Origin of the sequence: Streptomyces yaizuensis, from assembly GCF_034961445.1 — a bacterium.
GTDB lineage: Bacteria > Actinomycetota > Actinomycetes > Streptomycetales > Streptomycetaceae > Streptomyces > Streptomyces yaizuensis.
In genome coordinates this window covers 503680-524359 of the sequence record NZ_BSBI01000003.1, presented here as the reverse complement: position 1 = coordinate 524359, position 20680 = coordinate 503680, and the positions used below count along the sequence as shown (strand labels likewise).

The following is a 20680-nucleotide window of genomic DNA, read 5'->3' as shown; positions in this document are numbered from 1 at the left end:
CACAGGCGAAAAACCCCGCAGCGTGCGGGCCCTCGTCGGGGACCAGTCCCCGAACCCCTGCGCCTCAAACGCCGGCGAGGCTGAATTTTGCCGGGTCATCGTCGGCGAGGCGGGATTTGTGCGGGCTCATCGCGGGCCAGGCTGAGTTTTCCGGGCTGCCGCAGGGGCGGACAGGTTGCCGGGCACACGGCATGTGCGGCCCCGTGTCGAGGGCCAGCCCCCGAGCCCCCGCGCCTCAATCTCCCCCAGACTTCGTCCGGGGGGACCCCCACGAGGCCGGATTTTGCCGGGTGATCGTCGGCGAGGCGGGTTTGCGCGGGCCAATGTTGACCGGGGCGGTTTTGTGCGGGTCGACCCGGCCCGGGTAGTGGTGCGGGTTGGCGGGGCCTCCGGGCTCACCTCCTCGGGGTCGGCGAGCGTACTCACCAAGTCCTGTGCGGGCCTGCCTCCGCCGATCCCCTGCGGGGGCGACCCTGCACCCCCACCCACGGACCACGCGAAGGCGGACCGTACCCCCGCCGGGGGAAAAGGGGCGCGGGACCCCGTACCGACACGGGCCAGGCAGCGCGAGGCCGCCCTCGTATCGCCGCAGGCCGCGCGGGGTCCACGGGGCCGGGCCCCGGGCCACGCCGACGCGCGCGCGGTGCCAGGCGCGGCGGCCGACGGTGCGTCAGGATATCGGGAGGCACGCCTCAGCCACCCGAAAGGCTGGACATTCTCCAGATCAAACCGACATCCGCTCGATGACACGCCGCTCGGGCCCCTAGGATTCCCTCTATCACCTCACCGGTCTCTTTCGACAGGAACCTCATGAGCGACACATCCTCCCCCTTCGGCTTCGAGCTCGTGCGGCGTGGTTACGACCGCGGCCAGGTGGACGACCGCATTACCAAGCTCGTCGCCGACCGTGACAGTGCTCTGGCCCGAATCACCTCTCTGGAAAAGCGCATCGAGGAACTCCACCTCGAAACGCAGAACGCCCAGGCCCAGGTCGCCGAGGCCGAGCCGTCGTACGCGGGGCTCGGTGCCCGCGTCGAAAAGATTCTCCGGCTGGCCGAGGAGGAGGCGAAGGACCTGCGCGAGGAGGCCCGTCGCGCCGCCGAACAGCACCGTGAGCTGGCGGAGTCCGCCGCGCAGCAGGTGCGCAACGACGCCGAGTCGTTCGCCGCCGAGCGGAAGGCGAAGGCGGAGGACGAGGGCGTCCGCATCGTCGAGCAGGCGAAGGGCGAGGCCCAGCAGCTGCGGGCCGAGGCGCAGAAGGACGCGCAGTCCAAGCGGGAGGAGGCGGACGCGCTCTTCGAGGAGACCCGTGCCAAGGCCGCCCAGGCCGCCGCGGACTTCGAGACCAACCTCGCCAAGCGGCGCGAGCAGTCCGAGCGTGATCTGGCCTCGCGTCAGGCGAAGGCCGAGAAGCGGCTCGCGGAGATCGAGCACCGGGCGGAGCAGCTGCGCCTGGAGGCCGAGAAGCTGCGTACGGACGCGGAGCGCCGGGCCCGTCAGACGGTGGAGACGGCGCAGCGTCAGGCCGAGGACATCGTCGCGGACGCGAATGCCAAGGCCGACCGTATCCGCAGCGAATCGGAGCGCGAGCTGGCGGCGCTGACGAACCGCCGGGACTCGATCAACGCGCAGCTGACCAATGTCCGCGAGATGCTGGCGACGCTGACGGGCGCGGCCGTCGCCGCGGCGGGCAGCCCCGCCGACGACGATGTCTCGCGCGGTGTCCCGGCCCAGCAGTCCCGCTGACGCTCCGTCGCCGAGGATGCGGGCGGTCCGGCCGGCGGTCGGGTTCCGTGGTGGGAATCACCCCCGTGTCCCCACCGGGAATCGTGTCCCGGCCCGCCGCCGCGTCATGCGGAGGAACCGGAGAACCACGGAGGAGCACACCGGTACGCGGAGGAGTGCACCCGTACACGGATGAGTGCCGTGGAATACAGAGAAGAATGGAAAAGCCCCCTGTCGCTCAAGTGGCGGGGGGCTTTCCGCGCCTTTAGCGTGGCCGCATGATCGAGTTGGATGGCCTCACCAAACGGTTCGGTGCGAAGCTCGCCGTCGACCAGCTCTCGTTCCGGGTCAGGCCCGGGGTGGTGACGGGTTTCCTGGGCCCGAACGGGGCGGGGAAGTCGACCACGATGCGCATGATGCTCGGTCTCGACAATCCGACGGCGGGCCAGGTCCGGATCGACGGCCGGCGCTATCGGGAGCTGGCGGAGCCGCTGAAGTACATCGGCGCGCTGCTGGAGGCGCGGTCGGTGCACGGCGGCCGGAGCGCGTACCACCATCTGCTCTGTCTGGCCCAGTCGAACCGGATCCCCGCCTCGCGGGTGCGGGAGGTCCTGGACATCGTCGGGCTGACGGCGGTGGCGAACCGGAAGGCGAAGGGTTTCTCGCTGGGGATGGCGCAGCGGCTGGGTATCGCGTCGGCGCTGCTCGGCGATCCGCGGGTGCTGTTGTTCGACGAGCCGGTCAATGGGCTCGACCCGGAGGGCATCCACTGGATCCGCCATCTGATGAAGCAGCTCGCCACCGAGGGGCGGACCATTTTCGTCTCGTCGCATCTGATGAGCGAGATGGCGCTGACGGCCGACCATCTGATCGTGATCGGGCAGGGGCGGCTGCTGGCGGACACTTCGATGGCGGCGTTCATCCAGGAGAATTCGCGCAGCTACGCACGGGTGCGTTCGCCGGAGCCGGAGCGGCTGCGGGAGGTGCTGCTGTCGGCGGGGTTCACGCCGGTGGAGGCGGGCGGCGGGACGCTGGAGGTGGACGGGGTGACCACGGAGCGGCTGGGGGAGCTGCTGGCGGAGCACCGGATCACCCTGCACGAGCTGAGCGCGCAGCGCGCGTCGTTGGAGGAGGCGTTCATGCGGATGACGGCGGGCGCGGTGGAGTATCACGCGCACGGGACGACGGAGGGGCCGACCACGGCCCCGCCGCAGGCGCCGGGCCGCACGCCGCCGACTCCGCGGTGGGGCGAGGGCTTCGCGCCGCCGGCCGGCGGGGGTCGTGCGGGGCGGCGGCGTTCGCGGGCCGGTGACGTGGGCGGCCACGGCCGCGGGGAGGGCTGAGCGGTGGCGTCGATGCCCGCGGTCCTGCTCTCCGAGTGGACCAAGATCCGTACGGTGTCCTCCACGACGTGGACGTTGATCAGCGCCTTCGTGGTGACGGTGGCGGTGAGCGGGGCGCTGTGCGCGCTGTTCCGGTCCAGTTTCGACCGGCTCTCGCCGGAGCAGCAGCTCACGTTCGATCCGACGTTCGCGAGCTTCTCGGGGATGACGCTGGGGCAGCTGGCGATGGTGGTCTTCGGGGTGCTGGTGGTGGGTACGGAGTACAGCTCGGGGATGATCCGCGCCTCGCTGGCGGCGGTGCCCCGGCGGGGGCTGTTCCTCTTCTCCAAGCTGGCGGTGGCGACGGCGCTGGCGCTGGCGGTGGGGTTCGCCACCTCGTTCGCGTCGTTCTTCGTCGGGCAGGCGTTCCTGGGGTCGCACCGGACGACGCTGGGGGCGGAGAACGTGCTGCGGGCGGTGCTCGGCGGCGGGCTGTACATGGGGCTGATCGCGCTGTTCTCGATGGCGGTCGCGACGATGCTGCGCAGTTCCATGCTGGCGCTCGGCATTCTGATGCCGTTCTTCTTCCTGGTGTCGCAGATCCTGGTGGCGGTGCCGAAGGCGAAGACGGTGGCGCGGTACTTCCCCGACCAGGCGGGTGCGAAGATCATGCAGGTGGTGCCGGACGCGATGGGCAGCGCGCAGGCTCCGTACGGGCCCTGGGGCGGTCTGGGGATCATGGTGCTGTGGGTGGTGGCGGCGCTGGCCGGTGCGTATCTGGTGCTGCGGACCCGCGACGCCTGATATCCCCTCGCGGATACGGTTCTTCACGGGCTCTTCAGCGGTCTCTTCGCCGGGCTCTGCGCAAGCCGTGACATTTCCTGATGGGTCCGGGGAAAACCGCGATATCCGCCGGATGGGTAGGCCGACGCATTTTCCGCACCATTACCTGACAGAGCGCAAGAAAGCGTGACCGAAGCGTTACCACCCGCCCGGGACTCTGCAAAAGTCGTTATCCTCCTAAGTCTTACGGGGGCGTACAGCCGGGTGGCGTGTGCCCTGACGACGATCGAAAGTCGATGGGGCTGGAGAATGATCGAGGCAGTCGGCCTGACGAAGCGCTACGGCGACAAGACGGCCGTGTTCAACCTTTCCTTCCAGGTGCGGCCGGGTGCCGTCACCGGGTTCCTCGGCCCCAACGGCGCCGGCAAGTCGACCACGATGCGGATGATCCTCGGGCTCGACGCCCCCACCGCGGGCAGGGTCACCATCGGCGGCCGTCCCTTCCGGCAGACGCCGAACGCGCCCCGCCAGGTCGGCGCGCTCCTCGACGCCAAGGCCGTGCACGGCGGGCGCAGCGCCCGCAACCATCTGCTGTCGCTGGCGCAGCTCTCCGGCATCCCGGCCCGCCGGGTGGACGAGGTGCTGGCCGTGGTCGGTCTGCACGAGGTCGCGGGGAAGCGTTCCAAGGGCTTCTCGCTCGGCATGGGCCAGCGGCTCGGCATCGCGGCGGCCCTGCTGGGCGACCCGCAGGTGCTCCTCTTCGACGAGCCGGTCAACGGACTGGACCCCGAGGGCATCCTCTGGGTGCGGAATCTGATGAGGCAGCTCGCCGCCGAGGGCCGTACGGTCTTCGTCTCCTCGCATCTGATGAGCGAGATGGCGCTGACCGCCGACCATCTGATCGTGATCGGGCGCGGGCGGCTGCTCGCGGACATGAGTGTCACGGACTTCATCTCGGCGAACTCGGCCGACTTCGCCCGGGTGCGGATCCCGGACACCGAGCCGGAGCTGCGCGAGAAGCTGTCGTCCACGCTCTCCGGGGCCGGCGGTCAGGTCATGCCGGAGCCCGACGGCGCGCTGCGGGTGATGGGGCTGCCGCTGCCGCGTATCAGCGATCTCGCCCATGAGGCCGGGATACGGCTGTGGGAGCTGTCGCCGCACCAGGCGTCACTGGAGGAGGCGTACATGCGGATGACGCAGGGCGCCGTGGACTACCGGGCGTCCGCCGACCAGAGGTCGGGGCTGATGCAGGAGGTGCGGCCCGGCTTCGCGCCGCCGCCGCAGATCCCCGACGTACCGCAGCAGGGCTGGTACGCGCCGCCCCAGCAGCAGGGCCCGGCGCCCGCCGTGCCGCCGGTGCCGGCCGCTCCGGGGGCGGGCGGTGTGCCGCCGGTGCCGCCGGCCCCGCTGGACCCGCGGATCGCTCCCCCGGCCCCGCCGGCCGCCGCTCCCGCCGCCGCTCCGACCACGTCCGAGGACCCCCGATGACCACCCCGTACCCCCCGCAGGGCGCGACCGGCGCCTCTTACTCCTCACCGATCCCGATCCGCAAGGCCACCCTGGGCGACGCGCTCGCTTCCGAGTGGACCAAAATTCGATCGGTGCGGTCCACGATGTGGACACTCGGCGCGATGGCGATCCTGCTGGTCGGCCTCAGCACGATCATCGCGTTCTTCGTCGGGGAGTCCGACCCGGAGCTGGGCGAGGAGTCCGTGCTGGGTCTCGCCGTCTTCGGCGTGCTGATGAGCAGCCTCTGTGTGATCACCCTCGGGGTGCTGACGATCACCTCCGAGTACGGCACGGGGATGATCCGGACCACGCTGACCGCCTGCCCCTCCCGGGCCCGGGTGCTGGCGGCGAAGGCGATCGTCTTCTTCCTGGTGGTCTTCACCGTCACCTTCGTGCTGACGCTGGTGGTGAGCGCGCTCGCGGTGGCGCTGGTCGACCAGGCGCCGGCGCCCTCCGGCGGCGACTGGGCCCGCGCCACCCTCGGCATCAGCCTCTATCTGGCCTTCCTGGGGCTGATCTCGCTGGCGATGGGCACGATGATCCGCCACTCGGCCGGTGCGATCACCGCCATGCTGGGGACGGTGCTGGTGCCGCTCGTCGCGGCCATGTTCATGAGCGCGCGCTCGCTGGAGGACCTTCAGCGGTGGCTGCTGGAGTACTCCATCCCCAACCAGCTCGCCATGATCTACGACGTCACCGCGGGGCGGAGCGGGCCGCAGGGCTGGGAGTCGGTGGGGATCGTCGCCGTGCTCGCCGCGCTCGCCCTCGGGGGCGCCTACGCCGTACTGGAGAAGCGCGACGTCTGAGGAGTCCGGGCCCCCACCGGCACCGGCCGGGGCCCGGTACGCCGGAGCGTCACGGGGCTCAGTACTTCGGAGCGTTACGGGACCGCTGCACCCGCGTGGTGCGGCGGTCCTTCGCGTTCCAGCACGCCTTGTGCCAGTGCCGGCGGTCGTCCACGCCGCCGTACTCCGGCCACACCACCACATGCGGTGTGCCGACGATCTCCTGGTCGCAGCCGGGGCAGCGGTAGCGCTTGCCCTGGGCGCTCGCGCCGGCGACCAGCCGGACCGACCACTGTTCGCCCTGCCAGGTCTCGGTACTGCCGAAACCCCCGTAGCGGTCTGCCGGTTCACCTGAGGGGGCGGATGAGTGGTCGCCGCCCTTGGGGCGGTTGCGGCGGGGGGACACGTGGACACCTCACGGGCGGACGGGGACGATGTGCGGGCATCCAGCCTACGGGCCCCGTCCGGGGGTACACGTACCCGCGCGAGCGGGTGACCGGGCCTCCCACCGGCGGGGTTACCGGACAATCGCAAGAGATTCACGAGGAGCCGTGCCCTTGGCACGTGTCAGACGTTAGTGCCGGTGGGGGAAAGAGAGACGCGTCGGCCGCAAGGAGGCAAAGGCGATGCGCGTGGGTACGTTCGTACTGGCAGCCCAGTTCCCGGGCCAGGGGCAGGGGGAGGCGCTGCACCGGGCGGTGCGGTCGGCCGAGGTCGCCGAGGAGGCCGGGCTGGACTCCGTCTGGCTCGCCGAGCACCACTTCGTCCCGTACGGGGTCTGCCCGTCGGCGGTGACGCTCGCCGCGCTGCTCCTGGGCCGCACCCGGCGGATCAGGGTGGGCACGGCGGTGAGTGTGCTGCCGGGGGTGCATCCGGTGGCCCTCGGCGAGCAGGCCGCCCTGCTCCATGTCACCAGCGGGGGACGGTTCTCGCTGGGGGTGGGCCGGGGCGGCCCCTGGGTGGATCTGGAGGTCTTCGGCGCGGGTCTGGAGGCGTACGAGTCGGGGTTCCCGGAGGCGCTGGACCTGCTGCTGCGCTGGCTGCGGGAGCCCGCCGTCGGCGCCGCGTCAAAACGGTTCTCCTTCCGCGAAGTGGCGGTCGTGCCCCGGCCCGACGAGCTGATCGGCGGCCAGGGCGGCCCGGAGACCGTGGTCGCGTGCACCTCGGCACGGACGGTCCGGCTCGCCGCCGAGCGCGCGCTGCCGATGCTCCTGGGCATGCACTGCGGGGACCAGGAGAAGGCGGAGATGGTGGCGTTCTGGCGGCGCTGCGCGCTGGAGGCGGGGCACTGCCCCGACACCGTCGCGGACGTGGCCCATGTCTCCGCGGGAGTGGCCCAGATCGCGTCCAGCGCGGCCGACGCGAGCGAGCTGCTGCTGAAGTCGATGCCGGGCTGGCTGCGGCAGGGCCTGGACGCGCACATCACCGTCGACGGCCGGGTGCGGGTGATGCGTGATCCGCTGGCGTACACGGAGATGCTGTGCGGTCTGCACCCGGTGGGCCCGCCCCGGCTGGCGGCCGACCGGCTCGCGGCGACGGCCGAGCGCACCGGCATCCGGCGGTTCGCGCTGCTGGTCGAGGGGTCGGGCGAACTGTCCGCGACGGAGGAGAACATCAGGCGCCTGGGGGAGGACGTCCTTCCGCTGCTGACCTGAGGCCCATCCGTCACAGCCGTTGCGCCATCACCCCGGGATCCCGCCGCGGACGGCCGGGGTCCCGGCGGCCGCCACCGCTCCGCGCCTGTCGTCCTCCCGCGACACGGAGCGGCGGCCGGCCGTCAGCAGTCCCGCAGTACCGGCGACTGGTTCAGCAACTGCCCCCGTACGGAAGTGAAGCGCGCGTACCGCTCGTCCACCGCCGCATCCAGCGGGAAGACGGCGACACGGTGACAGTTCTGGAACGCCAGGCGCACCCCGAAGTGGCGCTCCAGCGCTCCACGGATCGCGTCACTGGCGAGAGCGCGCAGCAGCTGGCCGCGCGCCTGCTCGTCCGGTGGCGGCGTCTGGTTGTCGGCGAACTGTCCGCCGTCCACCGTCAGCCGGGTCACCAGAGAGCTGATCATCTCCCATGCGTAGGGCAGGGAGGTCCGGACGCAGTCGACGAAGTCGGCTTCGTCGACCTCGCCTCGCTCGGCCTGTGCCAACAGGGCCGGTGAGACGTCGAGCGACATGGGTTCTCCTCTCGCGGCCCCGGGATCCGGGGCCTTACGGGCAGGGAAGAAGCCGCCGTACTGGAGCCTGTCACAGCCGCCATGGGCATGACTTATGGCGACACAGAGTGTGCGGACAGCGACCTCCTGCATCAACGGTAAGTGCGCGCTCGGTGACGCACCAGGAGAAGGAGCGGACATCCGGCCGGAAACGAAGGGAGAGAAGGGGGTCGACCCGAAGAATCTCAGTCAGCCGCAGGGGGTGCCCCACCGTGGGTGTGCGTAGGGAGAATCGCGCGCGGGGGCCGGTGTCGAGTAGCGTTGCCGACCATGCGCCTTGTCATCGCCCGCTGCTCCGTGGATTACGCGGGCCGGCTCACCGCCCACCTGCCCTCCGCCCCCCGTCTGATCCTGGTCAAGGCAGACGGCAGTGTCTCCATCCACGCGGACGACCGGGCGTACAAACCCCTCAACTGGATGTCGCCGCCGTGCACCCTCAAGGAGGGCGACGACAACATCTGGACGGTCGTCAACAAGGCGGGCGAGAAGCTGATCATCACGATGGAGGAAGTCCTCCACGACTCCAGCCATGAGCTGGGCGTGGACCCGGGCCTCATCAAGGACGGGGTGGAGGCCCATCTCCAGGAGCTGCTCGCGGACCGCATCGAGACCCTGGGCGAGGGCTACAGCCTGATCCGGCGCGAATACCCCACCGCCATCGGCCCGGTGGACATCCTCTGCCGGGACGCCGACGGCGCGACGGTCGCCGTGGAGATCAAGCGGCGGGGCGAGATCGACGGGGTGGAGCAGCTCACCCGCTATCTGGAGCTGCTGAACCGCGACCCCCATCTCGCGCCGGTGAAGGGCCTGTTCGCCGCGCAGGAGATCAAACCGCAGGCGCGGGTGCTGGCGACGGACCGGGGCATCGGCTGCGTGGTGCTCGACTACAACGCGCTGCGGGGCATCGAGGACGACAAGCTGCGGCTGTTCTGAGCCGTACGGCGACAGCGCGCACACGGACACACACAGCGGTACGGCTGCGGCCCCGGGGAGCGGATCCCCGGGGCCGCAGCCGTCGGTGCCGGTACTAGGGCCTGTCTGACCCTAGGGCCTGCCCGGCTTGTCGGGTGCGCCCGGGTCCCCGGGGCCGCCGTCGCCGCCGCCGGCCTGTCCGGTGTCCGGCGGCGTCGACGGCGTGGTCGGCGTCGGCGGCGCGGTGGAGGGCTCGGAGGTCGGCGGCTGCGAGGTGGGCGGCTGCGGAGACGGCGGAGGGGAGGTCGGCGGGCGCCCCGAGGAGGTCGGCCCGGGCGGCTCCGGCGGGGTGCTCGGCCCCGTCGAAGGACCGGACGGCACGGGCTGCGCCGGCCCCGACGGGCTCCCGGCGGGCGACTCCACGGGAGGGCCGGACGGGCCGCCCGTGGACGGGGAGGCGCTGCCGCCGGGCGCGGTCGTCGCGCCCCCGGTCCGCCACGCCGGCGTACCGGGAACACCGGGCCGCGTCTGCCCGCCGTCGTCCGTGACGTCGTCGAAGCCGGGGTCGCCGGTGGGCTCCTCCTCCACCGACGCGCCGTTCTCGCGGACCGTGCCGCCCTTGGGGTCGTCGCCCTGCGAGGCCGGGACGATGGCGACGACGGTGCCGACGACGACGGCGAGCACGGCGGCCGCGCCGACCGCGACGAGATTGCGGCGGGTGCCCAGCATCGTACGGTGGCTCATCCCCGCGCCCCGGCGCCGCTTGTCCGGCGCCGCCGTCCCGGAGAGCGTCACCGGTACCGTCACCGTCCCGGACGCCACCACCGGCAGGGGCCGGGTGCCGCCCCCGAGAGCGGTGGTGGCGGCCGCGCCCGGGCCCGGGGGCAGGGCGAGCGGCCGGGGGGCGGGGCCCACCTCGGGGCGCGGCCCGGGCGGCTCCAGGGCCAGGGCCGGGGTCGGCGCGGGCGCCCCGGGCACCAGCCCGTTCTCGCGGTCCTCGACCAGGGCGAGCGCACGGCGGCCCACCACGGTGCCGATCCGGTCGGCGAGCGCGCCGCGCATCCCGATGGAGGTCTCCAGCTCGGTCCTGGCCCGGTCGAGACGGCCGGTGCAGAGCGCGAGGATCCCCAGCTCGTGGTGGAAGTAGGCCTCCTCGGCCACCTCGCCCGCGTTCCTGGCGGCCTCGCTGCCCGCGCGCAGCACCCGCTCCCACGCGCCCCAGTGCAGCCCGGCGGCGAGGGCGGGGGCGGCGCTGCGGGCGAGCAGGACGGCGGCGCTGGCGTGCCCGGGGTCCCGGCCGGCCACCAGGGCGGTGAGCGCGGCGACGACGGCGTCCGCTTCGGCGGCGGCCCGTTCGGGGCTGACGGAGGGGTGTCCGGTCCACCAGGTGTAGTGCTGGGCGGCGGTCTGGGCGCGGGTGTCGGAGTCGTCCCCGTACCCCTTCTCCCTGAGCTGGATCAGCACCCCCGCGGCCAGCCGGTAGCAGCAGCCGGCCGGGGAGATCAGTCCGCAGCCGAGGAGTTCGCCGATGGCGCTGTCGGCGTGGGTGTCGCCGGTCAGCGCGGGCAGGTGCGCCTGGTGCGGCACCTCCCCGCCGAGGGCGACGGCGAAGCGCAGGGCCTTGCGGGCGGAGTCGCCGAGACGGGAGGCGAGCAGCGGCGCGGGCGCCGCGCCCTGACCGAGCGTCGGCAGCGGTACCTCGGTGCCGTCGATGCCCTCCGGGGGTGCGAAGGCGTCGAAGGACTCGGGGTCGTCGCGGAGTTGTTCGCGCAGTTCGTCCGCCTGCCGCAGCAGGGCGCCGGCCTGGACGAAGCGCAGGGGCAGGCCGTCCGACTCGAACCAGAGGTCGCCGGCCCAGGTGGTCTCGTCCTCGGCGAGCGGGCGGCCCGCGGCCTGCCGCAGCAGCTCCAGCGAGGTGGTGCGGTCGAGGCCGGGCAGGGCGACCTCGGTCAGCTGCGACGACGGCGGTGTTTCCGGAGCATGGGAGGTGCCGGCGGTGTCGGCGGTGGCGGCCAGCAGGAAGGCGCACTCGGGCGCGGCGGCCAGGAACTCGTCGAGCGCGCTGCCGCCGAACTCCAGGTCGTCCAGGACGACGACGGCCCCGATCCCGGCGACGGCGGCGAGCAGCGTGTCCCGGTCGGGCCGGTGGCGGGGGGTGTCGTGGACGGCGGTGAAGAGGTCGTGGAGCAGGTCGGCGGGGCCCCGGTGATGGCCGTTCAGCCGTATGACGCCGTCGGGCGCGAGGTCGGCGCAGTCGGCGGCGACCGCTTCGAGGAGGGCGGTGCGGCCGGAGCCCCGGGGGCCGGTGACGCGCAGGGAGCGGCCCTGGGCGAGGAGCCGGGCGATCCGTTCGCGCTCGTCGTCGCGGCCCAGCAGGCGCGTACGGGGGGCGGCGGGTCCCGGCGGTACGGGCGGGCGGCCGGCGCGCTCGTGGACGGCGCGCTGTTCGGGGGTGCGCCTCGGGGTCTCGGCGGAGAGTCCGGCGCGGCCGGCGCCGCCGGGCGGGAGGGCCTCTATCTCGCTGCCGTCGACGGGGTTGACGGTGAGGAGGAAGTCGCCGGTGAGCAGCCGTACGGTACGGACGGGCGCGGGCCGGTCGGAGCCGGGCGCCTTGGGGTCGCGTGGCGGGCGCACGGCTCCGGTGTCCTCGCCGGTGCTGTCGTGGTCCATGGTGCAAAGCCCCCCAGGTGCCTGCGCACTGTTCTCCGTGCCTGTCGGTCCGTCGGGGGTTCGGGACAGGGCCGTGCGCGAAGGCCCTTCCGGTTCCCTGGCACGCCCGGCTGTCGCTCCGGTGCCACCTGGCCGGGCGGGACACGGGGCGCGGCGGTGGCCGGGGCCCCGGGGTGTTCCGCGCGCCGGCCGGCGATCGAACCCCAGATGTCAGCAGGGTATCCCGACGGGGGCGGGGTGCCGCCTGCCGGTGAGGTCACAGCTTGGTGAGAACGGTACGGGGCCTTCCGCCCGGGCCCGCTGTTCCCCGGGGGGCCGGTACGCGGGCCGGCCCCGGGCCGGCGGGTGCGGGCCGGTTCCCGGGGCCGTGTGCCCTGTGTGCTGTGTGTGTTGTGCCCGTGGTGCGGTGGCGTGCGCGGCCCCGGCCGGTGCGGTCCGGGCCGTAACGCCGGTGTGCCCGCGCGGCCGCGGGCGTCGGACCCGATTCGGAGCCGGTTCGGAGCCCGTTCGGAGCCGGTTCGGAGCCCGTTCGGAGCCGGTTCAGACCCGGGGCAGTGATTCCGCCGCGAGCCCGCCCTCGATCGCGAGGATCCGGTGCAGCCGGGTCGCCACCAGAAGCCGCTGCATCTGCGGCGGCACCCCGCGCAGGACGAGTCGTCTGCCGCACCGGCCGGCCCGGCGGTGGGCACCCATGATGACCCCGAGCCCGGTGGCGTCCCAGGAGTCGAGACCGGTCAGGTCGAGCACCAGATCGCCGTCTCCGTCGTCGACCGCCGAGTGCAGGACCGTACGGGCGTCCGCCGCGCTGCGGACGTCGAGGCGGCCCCCGACGACCAGCTCGGCGTGGTCGCCCCTGATGTGCATATGCGCTCCCGAGTGCCGGTGCCCCTGTGGACATGTCGTCGAGGCAGCTCCGGCGCGTCCCCCCGACCCGCCGGGCTGCTCTCCTTGCCTCTCCTTGCCGCTCCTGCGTTCCCTTACGTCTCCCTGACGGGACGCTTCCCCTGACGCCCCGTACAGGGGAGCAGTTTCCGCTGGTAAGCGAAGCGATACCGAATTCACTCCTGGGAGTGACCCCGGCGGTGACAGCGCGGCGGCGTCGGCAGGCCGCCGCTCAGTAGCTGTAGAACCCCTGCCCGCTCTTGCGGCCGATGTCACCGGCGTCGACCATCCGGCGCATCAGCTCCGGCGGCGCGAACTTCTCGTCCTGCGACTCGGTGTAGATGTTGCCGGTGGCGTGGAGCAGGATGTCCACACCGGTGAGATCGGCGGTGGCCAGCGGCCCCATGGCGTGGCCGAAGCCCAGCTTGCAGGCGATGTCGATGTCCTCGGCGGACGCCACACCCGATTCGTACAGCTTCGCCGCCTCCACCACCAGCGCCGAGATGAGCCGGGTGGTGACAAAACCCGCGACGTCACGGTTGACGACGATACAGGTCTTGCCGACGGACTCGGCGAACTCCCGGATCGTGGCGAGGGTTTCGTCGCTGGTCTTGTACCCCCGTACCAGCTCGCACAGGCCCATCATCGGGACCGGCGAGAAGAAGTGCGCGCCGACGACCCGCTCGGGGCGGGAGGTGACGGCGGCGATCTTGGTGATCGGGATGGCGGAGGTGTTGGAGGCGAGGACCGCGTCGTCCCGGACGAGGCCGTCGAGCGCGCGGAAGATCTCGTGCTTGACCTCCAGCTTCTCGAACACCGCCTCGACCACGACATCCGCGTCGGCGACCGCGTCCAGATCGGTCGTGGTGGTGATGCGGGCCAACGCGGCGTCGGCGTCGGCCGCTTCCACCGTGCCCTTGGCGACGAAGCGGTCGAGGGAGGTCCTGATGGCGTCGGTGCCCCGGGTCAGTGCCTCGTCGGTGACATCGCGCAGGACCACGTCCCAGCCCGCCCGGGCGGAGACCTGCGCAATTCCGGAACCCATCAGTCCGGCTCCGATGACGGCGAGCTTCCTGGCCACTGCGACACCCCTTAACGACTGTTTACCACGCGCCTCTCCGGCGGAGGTTAGCGGTCCCGGGGCGCCAAGTGGGGCCAAGGAGATGCGCGTCACGCTCCGTCCGGCGGACATCACACCGGGCATCGGCCCCGCGGGGCGCGGAAGGCGCCGGGACGAAACTACGCTGGCCCCATGGTCAATCTGACGCGCATCTACACCCGGACCGGCGACCAGGGCACGACGGCCCTCGGCGACATGAGCCGCACCGCCAAGACCGACCTGCGGATCTCCGCGTACGCCGACGCCAACGAGGCCAACGCGGCCATCGGGACGGCCCTCGCGCTGGGGGATCTGGCCGAGGACGTCGCCGGGGTGCTGGGCCGGATCCAGAACGACCTCTTCGACGTGGGCGCGGACCTGTGCACGCCGGTGGTCGAGAACCCGCAGTACCCGCCGCTGCGGGTGGAGCAGGAGTACATCGACCGGCTGGAGGCCGACTGCGACCTCTTCCTGGAGGGGCTGGACAAGCTCCGCAGCTTCATCCTCCCGGGCGGCACACCGGGCGCCGCCCTGCTGCACCAGGCGTGCACGGTGGTCCGCCGGGCGGAGCGCTCCACGTGGGCGGCGCTGGAGGTCCACGGGGAGAGCATGAACCCGCTGGCGGCGACCTACCTCAACCGCCTGTCCGATCTGCTCTTCATCCTGGCGCGGGTCGCGAACAAGGAGCGCGGGGACGTGCTCTGGGTGCCCGGCGGCGAGCGCTGAGCCGACGCCGGCACCATCCGGGCAGCAGGCACTAACGCCGCTCCACCCGCACCGGCTTCCGCTCCCCCGCCGCCGGATCCCCGGCAGGTGCCTTCCGCGGCCGGACGACGTAGCTGAGCGCGATCACGCCATGGATCCCGGCGGCCTTCCACGCCGTGCTCATCCACCCGTTCAGCGGCGCCGAGCGGGCCGGGTCGCCCACGTACCACAGGGCGAGCGTCAGCAGTCCGGTGGCGACGGCCGCGCCCACGGCGGTCCCCAGCCAGAGCTTCACCTCGTACGCCGCGCGCGCCTTCCCGTACGTGGGCGCGGGCTTCGGCGGCGGCGCACCGCCGAAGCGGTGGGCGGCCCATCCGTCGAGCCACTTCACCGTGCGGTGGCCGTGGCCGACGGTGTAGCCGATGTAGAGCGCGGCGAGGCCGTGGTGCCAGCTGGGCTCGGCGCCGTTCTTCAGGTCGACGGCGGTGGCGATCAGCAGGACGACCTCCAGCAGCGGCTCGCAGAGCAGCAGGGCCATGCCCAGCTTCGGCCTGCGCAGACCGTAGCGGGCGCCCAGTCCGGCCGCGAGCAGCACCCAGAAGCCGACCTCGCAGATGACGATCAGTGCGACGATCACGCTCTCTTCTCCCTCTTCGCTGCCCGTGCTGCCCCCGCTGCCGGCCCGGCCGACCGGGCCGGCCCCGTTCCCACAGCCTTCCGTGCCCGTGGGCCCGTGTCGTCGTCGGCAGTGAGGAAGCAGAACTGCATCCTTCGATGTACTCGCAGCTCACCCGGGCCGGTGAGGCCCCGGGGGCCCGGCTGCGTGTTGGATGGACGGGTGACCCTCCCCCGTCCGCACCGCAACGACGTGTACGCCGCCGTCGCCGCCTTCCTCAGTGGTGTGCTGCTGTGGTCCCTGGACCTCTACGTCCAGCGCGAGGCGCCGCTGCCCCCGTGGGCGACCCTGGTGCCGCTGGCGGGGATCTGCACGGCCGCGATATTCCGCCGCCCGCTGCCGCTGACGACCCTGCTCGTGGGCACGCTGATGCTCGTCGCCGACCTCTTCACCCACGGCAGTCTGATCACGTTGCTGGTCTTCACGGACACGGTGTACGCGGCGGTCGTCTACGGCTCGGCCGCCACCGCCCGGCGGGTCCCGGTGGGCTCGGTGCTGTTCACCGTCGCCTCGACCGCCGTCCTGCTGGTGCTGCTCCAGGAGCCGGAAGGGCTGTTCCTGGGAGTGCTCGTCGGCATGATCACCATCGCGCCCGCCGCGACCGGGGCCATCATCCGCAACCACCGCAACGCCGCCGACGCGGCCCGGCTGCGGGCCGAGCAGACCGCGCTGCTGGCCGAGATGGACCGGGTGCAGGCGATCACCGCCGAACGCGGGCGGATGGCCCGTGAGCTGCACGACATGGTCGCCAACCATCTCTCCGCCATCGCCATCCACTCCACGGCGGCCCTCTCCCTGGACGACCCGGCGACCACCGGGCGGGCGCTGAAGGTCATCCGGGAGAACAGCGTCGCGGGTCTGGCCGAGATGCGCCGGCTCATCGGGCTGCTGCGGGACAGCTCCGAGGACCGGGAGCCGGTCGCGGCCCCGACCCTCGCCGGCCTGGAGTCGCTGGTCGCCCAGGCCCGGACCAACGGAACCGCCAGCGGGCTCGCCTTCGCCCTGGACGACCGGCGCGACACCGCCCTGCCGATGCCCGCCCCGGTGGAGCTGGCGGCGTACCGGATCGTGCAGGAGTCGCTGACCAACGCCCTCAAGCACGCCGACCCCGGCGAGGTCCGGGTGACTCTCTCGCAGGACCCGACCGGCGCCCTGACCGTCCGGGTGTCCAGCCCGTACGGCAGCCGCTCGGGGCCGCGCGCGCCCGGCTCCGGCAGTGGCCTCGTCGGCATCCGCGAGCGGGTCGCCCTGCTCGACGGCGAGGTGGACGCGGGCCCGGTGCCCGGCCCGCCGGAGGGGCCCGGGAAGATCTGGTGCGTACGGGCGGTGCTGCCCGTCCGGGACGACAAGGAGCCGGAAGCATGACCGCAGAGCGGGCCGGGACGGTTCGGGTGCTGGTCGCCGAGGACCAGAGCGCGGTACGGGCGGGACTCGTCCTCATCCTGGGCAGCGCCCCCGACATCGAGGTCGTGGGCGAGGCCGGCGACGGCGAGGAGGCGGTGCGGCTCGCCCGTGAGCTGGCCCCCGACCTGGTGCTGATGGACCTTCAGATGCCCCGGCTCGACGGGGTCTCGGCGACCCGTCAGATCGTCGCGGAACAGCTGGCCGATGTCCTGGTGCTCACCACCTTCGACCTCGACGAGTACATCTTCGGCGCGCTGCGGGCGGGCGCCGCCGGATTCCTGCTGAAGAACACGGAAGCCGCCGATCTGATCGAGGGGGTGCGGACGATCGCCCGCGGCGAGGGTCTGATCGCCCCGGCCGTGACCCGCCGGCTGATCGCCGAATTCGCCTCCCCGCGCCCGGTGCGCGCACCCGGTGCTCCGGGTGCCGAGGTGCTGGACGTGCTCACCCGCCGGGAGCGCGAGGTGCTGACCGCCCTGGGCGAGGGGTTGTCGAACGCGGAGATCGCGAGCCGTCTGTCGATGGCCGAGGCGACGGTGAAGACGCACGTCAGCCGATTGCTGAACAAGCTGGAGCTGCGCAGCCGGGTACAAGCGGCCGTCCTGGCGCAGGAGTTGGGTGTCTGACGGACCGGCCCGGGGGGAATGCACGGACCGGGTACGGACTCGGCGACGGGCCGACCAGGGACCGGCTTCGGGAAATTTCGCGGAATCGGGAACTCCGTTCTCCGCCTTTGGTCTGGACCTATTGACGATTGGTCCAGACCTTCCTACTCTCACCGCAACACACGCTGCGGTGAGCCACGCAGAGTGCGCAGTGCACCGGTCCCACCCCACTGTCCGGACCTCCACGAGGAGCACCCGTGAGCACTCAACCCCCACCACTGCACTCCCCCAGAAGTCGTCCTACCCCCTGGGCGCGGCTTTCCACCCGGTCGAGGATCGTGGCGGCACTGACCGCCCTCGTCCTCCCCCTGGCCGCCATGGTCGGACTCGCGACGCCGGCCCAGGCCGCCACATCGGCGACCGCGACCTACGCCAAGGCCGCCGACTGGGGCAGCGGGTTCGAGGGGCGGTGGACCGTCAAGAACACCGGTACCACCACGATCAACGGCTGGACCGTCGAGTGGGACTTCCCCACCGGCACGCGGGTCACCTCCGCCTGGGACGCCGATGTCACCAGCGTCGGCAACCGCTGGACCGCCAAGAACAAACCGTGGGCCGGCTCCCTGGCCCCCGGCGCCACCGTCACCTTCGGCTTCAACGGGACCGGCACCGGCTCCCCGTCCAACTGCAAGCTGAACAACGGCAGCTGTGACGGCATCATCGACCCCGTCGACCCGCTGCCGACCGCCCCCGGCACGCCCACCGCCGGCACGGTGACCGAAACCTCCGCCGTCATCAGCTGGGGCGCCGCCACCGACGACAAGGGCGTCAAGAACTACGACGTCGTCCGCGACGGCACCACGATCGCCACGGTCACCGGTCTCACCTACACCGACACCGGTCTGACTCGCGGCACCCCGTACACGTACACGGTCGTGGCCCGCGACACCGTCGACCAGCTCGGCCCGGCCAGCGAGCCGCTGACCGTCACCACGCCGGGCGGCCCGGGGAACCCGACCGCCAAGAAGATGATCTACTTCACGCAGTGGGGCGTCTACGGCCGGAACTACCACGTCAAGAACCTCGACACCGCCGGCATCGCCGCGAAGATCACCCACATCAACTACGCCTTCGGCAACGTCCAGGGCGGCCGCTGCACCATCGGTGACCAGTTCGCCGACTACGAGAAGGCGTACACCGCCGACCAGTCCGTGGACGGCGTCGCCGACACCTGGGACCAGCCGCTCCGGGGCAACTTCAACCAGCTGCGCGAGCTGAAGCGGAAGCACCCGCACATCAAGGTCCTCTTCTCCTTCGGCGGCTGGACCTGGTCCGGCGGCTTCACCCAGGCCATGCAGAACCCGGCCGCGTTCGCCGACTCCTGCTACCGCCTGGCGGAGGACCCGCGCTGGGCCGATGTCTTCGACGGCATCGACCTGGACTGGGAGTACCCCAACGCCTGCGGTCTGACCTGCGACACCAGCGGCCCCGCCGTCATGAAGAACATGATGCAGGCGTTCCGCACCCGGGTCGGTTCCAACTACCTGCTGACCGCCGCCATCACCGCCGACGCCTCCGCGGGCGGCAAGATCGACAGTGCGGACTACGCGGGAGCCGCCCAGTACACCGACTGGTACAACGTGATGACGTACGACTTCTTCGGCGCCTGGGCGCGGACCGGCCCGACGGCCCCGCACTCCCCGCTGAACGCGTACGCCGGCATTCCGCAGGCGGGCTTCAACTCGGCCGACGCCATCAACAAGCTCAGGGCCAAGGGTGTCCCGGCGGCCAAGCTGCTCCTCGGCATCGGCTACTACGGCCGCGGCTGGACGGGTGTCACCCAGACCGCACCGGGCGGCACCGCCACCGGCCCGGCCCAGGGCACCTATGAGCCCGGCTTCGAGGACTACAAGGTCCTGAAGAACACCTGCCCGGCGACGGGAACCGTCGGTGGCACCGCCTACGCCAAGTGCGGCAGCAACTGGTGGGGCTACGACACCCCGGCGACCATCACGGCCAAGATGGCCTGGGCCAAGGCACAGGGCCTGGGTGGAGCCTTCGCCTGGGACGCCAGCGGTGACACCAGCAATGGTGAGCTGACCACGGCGATCAACAACGGTCTCAACTAGCACCAGCCGCTAGGAAGACCGATCGGGCACCGCACTGCGCGGGGGGCCGGGGAGTGATCCCCGGCCCCTTTCCCGTTGCCCGCGACACGGGATACGGGATACGGGATACGGCAGCACCGGGCAGGGCGGCACGAAGCCCCCGTACCCCAGGTCACGAGGGGTCAGGGGGCCGGAAAAGTGGGTAGGGAGCGGGCCGGATCAGGCGACGTTCACCCGCTGGCCCGGAGGCGCGGCCTCCAGCCAGGCGAGGAAGCCGGTGAGCGCGTCCTCGCTCATCGCCAGCTCACAGCGGACCCCCCGGTGCAGACAGCCCAGCACCACGGCGTCGGAGAGCAGGGCCAGCTCCTCCTCGCCCTCGGGGGTGCGCCGGCCGATGACCTCGATGGCGGAACGCTCCAGCACCCGGCGCGGCCGGGGCGCGTACGAGAAGACCCGGAACCACATGATGCGGTCGCCGCTGTACCGGGCGACCCCGTACACCCAGCCCTTGCCGGTGGGAGGGCCCGCCGACTCCGGCTCCTCGGGGACGTTCCACCGCAGCGAGCAGTCGAAGGTGCCGCCCGAGCGCTGGATCAGCCGTCTGCGCAGTCCGAAGACGAACAGCCCGATCCCCACCAGGGCAACCAGCGCCAGGACGCTCACAAGCACCGCGAGGAACATCTTCACCGACCTCCTCGCCTCGTCCTCGTTCTTGACCGCGAACCATGCCGCACCTGCATTGCCTCAGCCGCGGCCCGGGTCTGGAGGGGTCCAGTCCGGGCCGCGGCTGAGGGTGACGCCTGTGGGTGGGGTGCTCAGTGCACCGCCACCGCGTGCAGCCGGACCTCGGCGCGGCGCTCGGCCGCGCCGTCCGACTCCGACCGGGCACGCTCCAGCGCGCGCTCGGCACGCTGGGCGTCGATCTCGTCCGCCAGCTCGGCGATCTCCGCCAGCAGCGACAGCTTGTTGTCGGCGAAGGAGATGAATCCGCCGTGCACGGCGGCGACGACCGTGCCGGCCCCCTCCGGGGTACTGGTACGGATGGTCACCGGGCCCGACTCCAGCACACCGAGCAGCGGCTGGTGACCGGGCATGACACCGATGTCGCCGGACGCGGTGCGCGCGACGACCAGGGTGGCCTCGCCGGACCAGACCTGGCGGTCGGCGGCGACCAGCTCGACATGCAGCTCAGCAGCCAAGGGTGGGCTCCTCGGGTCACCACCCGGCACAGACGCCGGGTGTTGGGTCAAAGTCTAATGGGGCTCCGGGCGCCGGGGCGTCCGGAC

General features: G+C 72.2%; 19 protein-coding genes. 11 read left to right on the top strand and 8 right to left on the bottom strand.

Annotated elements, in window-relative coordinates:
* Nucleotides 1-810: 810 nt before the first annotated feature.
* The 5 genes from SYYSPA8_RS10550 to SYYSPA8_RS10530 all read left to right on the top strand — a co-directional run bounded on the left by SYYSPA8_RS10550 (nt 811) and on the right by SYYSPA8_RS10530 (nt 6145).
* Nucleotides 811-1746 carry a coiled-coil domain-containing protein gene (locus SYYSPA8_RS10550; protein ID WP_323446768.1) on the top strand — a complete coding sequence of 312 codons (936 nt, stop codon included), beginning with the start codon at nt 811-813 and terminating at the stop codon, nt 1744-1746.
* 257 nt (nt 1747-2003) lie between these two features.
* Nucleotides 2004-3068 (top strand): ABC transporter ATP-binding protein, encoded by a 1065-nt coding sequence (locus SYYSPA8_RS10545; RefSeq protein WP_323446767.1) that lies wholly within the window; start codon nt 2004-2006, stop codon nt 3066-3068.
* 3 nt (nt 3069-3071) lie between these two features.
* Complete coding sequence (locus tag SYYSPA8_RS10540) at nt 3072-3851, top strand: ABC transporter permease (RefSeq protein WP_323446766.1); 780 nt, start codon at nt 3072-3074, stop codon at nt 3849-3851.
* A gap of 288 nt (nt 3852-4139) precedes the next feature.
* The gene (locus SYYSPA8_RS10535) at nt 4140-5318 is read left to right on the top strand and encodes an ABC transporter ATP-binding protein (RefSeq protein ID WP_323446765.1); all 1179 of its coding nucleotides are present in this window, start codon (nt 4140-4142) and stop codon (nt 5316-5318) included.
* On the top strand, nt 5315-6145 hold the full coding sequence (locus SYYSPA8_RS10530; protein ID WP_323446764.1) for an ABC transporter permease: 831 nt from the start codon (nt 5315-5317) through the stop codon (nt 6143-6145). The genes SYYSPA8_RS10535 and SYYSPA8_RS10530 overlap by 4 nt, the downstream gene beginning before the upstream one ends.
* 58 nt (nt 6146-6203) lie before the next feature.
* On the opposite strand, the gene SYYSPA8_RS10525 is transcribed toward SYYSPA8_RS10530, so the two are convergent.
* Nucleotides 6204-6530 carry an ATP/GTP-binding protein gene (locus tag SYYSPA8_RS10525; RefSeq protein ID WP_323446763.1) on the bottom strand — a complete coding sequence of 109 codons (327 nt, stop codon included), beginning with the start codon at nt 6528-6530 and terminating at the stop codon, nt 6204-6206.
* Between the two features lie 220 nt (nt 6531-6750).
* On the opposite strand from SYYSPA8_RS10525, the gene SYYSPA8_RS10520 reads away from it, so the two are divergent.
* Nucleotides 6751-7779 (top strand): LLM class flavin-dependent oxidoreductase, encoded by a 1029-nt coding sequence (locus SYYSPA8_RS10520; protein ID WP_323446762.1) that lies wholly within the window; start codon nt 6751-6753, stop codon nt 7777-7779.
* Nucleotides 7780-7901: 122 nt separating this feature from the next.
* Here SYYSPA8_RS10520 and SYYSPA8_RS10515 read toward each other — a convergent pair whose 3' ends face one another.
* Entirely contained in the window at nt 7902-8294 is a 393-nt protein-coding gene (locus tag SYYSPA8_RS10515; RefSeq protein ID WP_323446761.1) for an SCO5389 family protein, read from the bottom strand.
* Nucleotides 8295-8603: 309 nt separating this feature from the next.
* On the opposite strand from SYYSPA8_RS10515, the gene nucS reads away from it, so the two are divergent.
* Nucleotides 8604-9266 (top strand): endonuclease NucS, encoded by a 663-nt coding sequence (nucS, locus tag SYYSPA8_RS10510; protein ID WP_323446760.1) that lies wholly within the window; start codon nt 8604-8606, stop codon nt 9264-9266.
* Between the two features lie 111 nt (nt 9267-9377).
* Here nucS and SYYSPA8_RS10505 read toward each other — a convergent pair whose 3' ends face one another.
* The 3 genes from SYYSPA8_RS10505 to SYYSPA8_RS10495 form a co-directional block, all read right to left on the bottom strand.
* On the bottom strand, nt 9378-11915 hold the full coding sequence (locus SYYSPA8_RS10505) for an ATP-binding protein (protein ID WP_323446759.1): 2538 nt from the start codon (nt 11913-11915) through the stop codon (nt 9378-9380).
* A 540-nt stretch (nt 11916-12455) separates the two neighbouring features.
* A complete protein-coding gene (locus tag SYYSPA8_RS10500; RefSeq protein WP_153484418.1) occupies nt 12456-12779 on the bottom strand; it encodes an STAS domain-containing protein in 324 nt (107 codons plus the stop codon).
* 250 nt (nt 12780-13029) lie between these two features.
* Nucleotides 13030-13878, bottom strand: coding sequence for a 3-hydroxyacyl-CoA dehydrogenase family protein (locus SYYSPA8_RS10495; RefSeq protein ID WP_323446758.1), 849 nt, complete (start codon nt 13876-13878; stop codon nt 13030-13032).
* A gap of 171 nt (nt 13879-14049) precedes the next feature.
* Here SYYSPA8_RS10495 and SYYSPA8_RS10490 point away from each other — a divergent pair, with 171 nt between their 5' ends.
* Complete coding sequence (locus SYYSPA8_RS10490; protein ID WP_323446757.1) at nt 14050-14622, top strand: cob(I)yrinic acid a,c-diamide adenosyltransferase; 573 nt, start codon at nt 14050-14052, stop codon at nt 14620-14622.
* 31 nt (nt 14623-14653) lie between these two features.
* On the opposite strand, the gene SYYSPA8_RS10485 is transcribed toward SYYSPA8_RS10490, so the two are convergent.
* A complete protein-coding gene (locus SYYSPA8_RS10485) occupies nt 14654-15238 on the bottom strand; it encodes a hypothetical protein (protein ID WP_323446756.1) in 585 nt (194 codons plus the stop codon).
* Nucleotides 15239-15439: 201 nt separating this feature from the next.
* On the opposite strand from SYYSPA8_RS10485, the gene SYYSPA8_RS10480 reads away from it, so the two are divergent.
* From SYYSPA8_RS10480 to SYYSPA8_RS10470, 3 genes are all read left to right on the top strand, one after another.
* Complete coding sequence (locus SYYSPA8_RS10480) at nt 15440-16642, top strand: sensor histidine kinase (RefSeq protein ID WP_323446755.1); 1203 nt, start codon at nt 15440-15442, stop codon at nt 16640-16642.
* Nucleotides 16639-17307 (top strand): response regulator transcription factor, encoded by a 669-nt coding sequence (locus tag SYYSPA8_RS10475; protein ID WP_323446754.1) that lies wholly within the window; start codon nt 16639-16641, stop codon nt 17305-17307. Before SYYSPA8_RS10480 ends, SYYSPA8_RS10475 begins: the two co-directional genes overlap by 4 nt.
* Nucleotides 17308-17663: 356 nt before the next feature.
* The gene (locus tag SYYSPA8_RS10470) at nt 17664-19415 is read left to right on the top strand and encodes a glycoside hydrolase family 18 chitinase (protein WP_323446926.1); all 1752 of its coding nucleotides are present in this window, start codon (nt 17664-17666) and stop codon (nt 19413-19415) included.
* Nucleotides 19416-19613: 198 nt separating this feature from the next.
* On the opposite strand, the gene SYYSPA8_RS10465 is transcribed toward SYYSPA8_RS10470, so the two are convergent.
* A complete protein-coding gene (locus tag SYYSPA8_RS10465; RefSeq protein WP_323446925.1) occupies nt 19614-20075 on the bottom strand; it encodes a DUF2550 domain-containing protein in 462 nt (153 codons plus the stop codon).
* A gap of 134 nt (nt 20076-20209) precedes the next feature.
* Nucleotides 20210-20593, bottom strand: a complete 384-nt coding sequence (locus SYYSPA8_RS10460; protein ID WP_323446753.1) for a F0F1 ATP synthase subunit epsilon — start codon at nt 20591-20593, stop codon at nt 20210-20212.
* Nucleotides 20594-20680 lie beyond the last annotated feature (87 nt).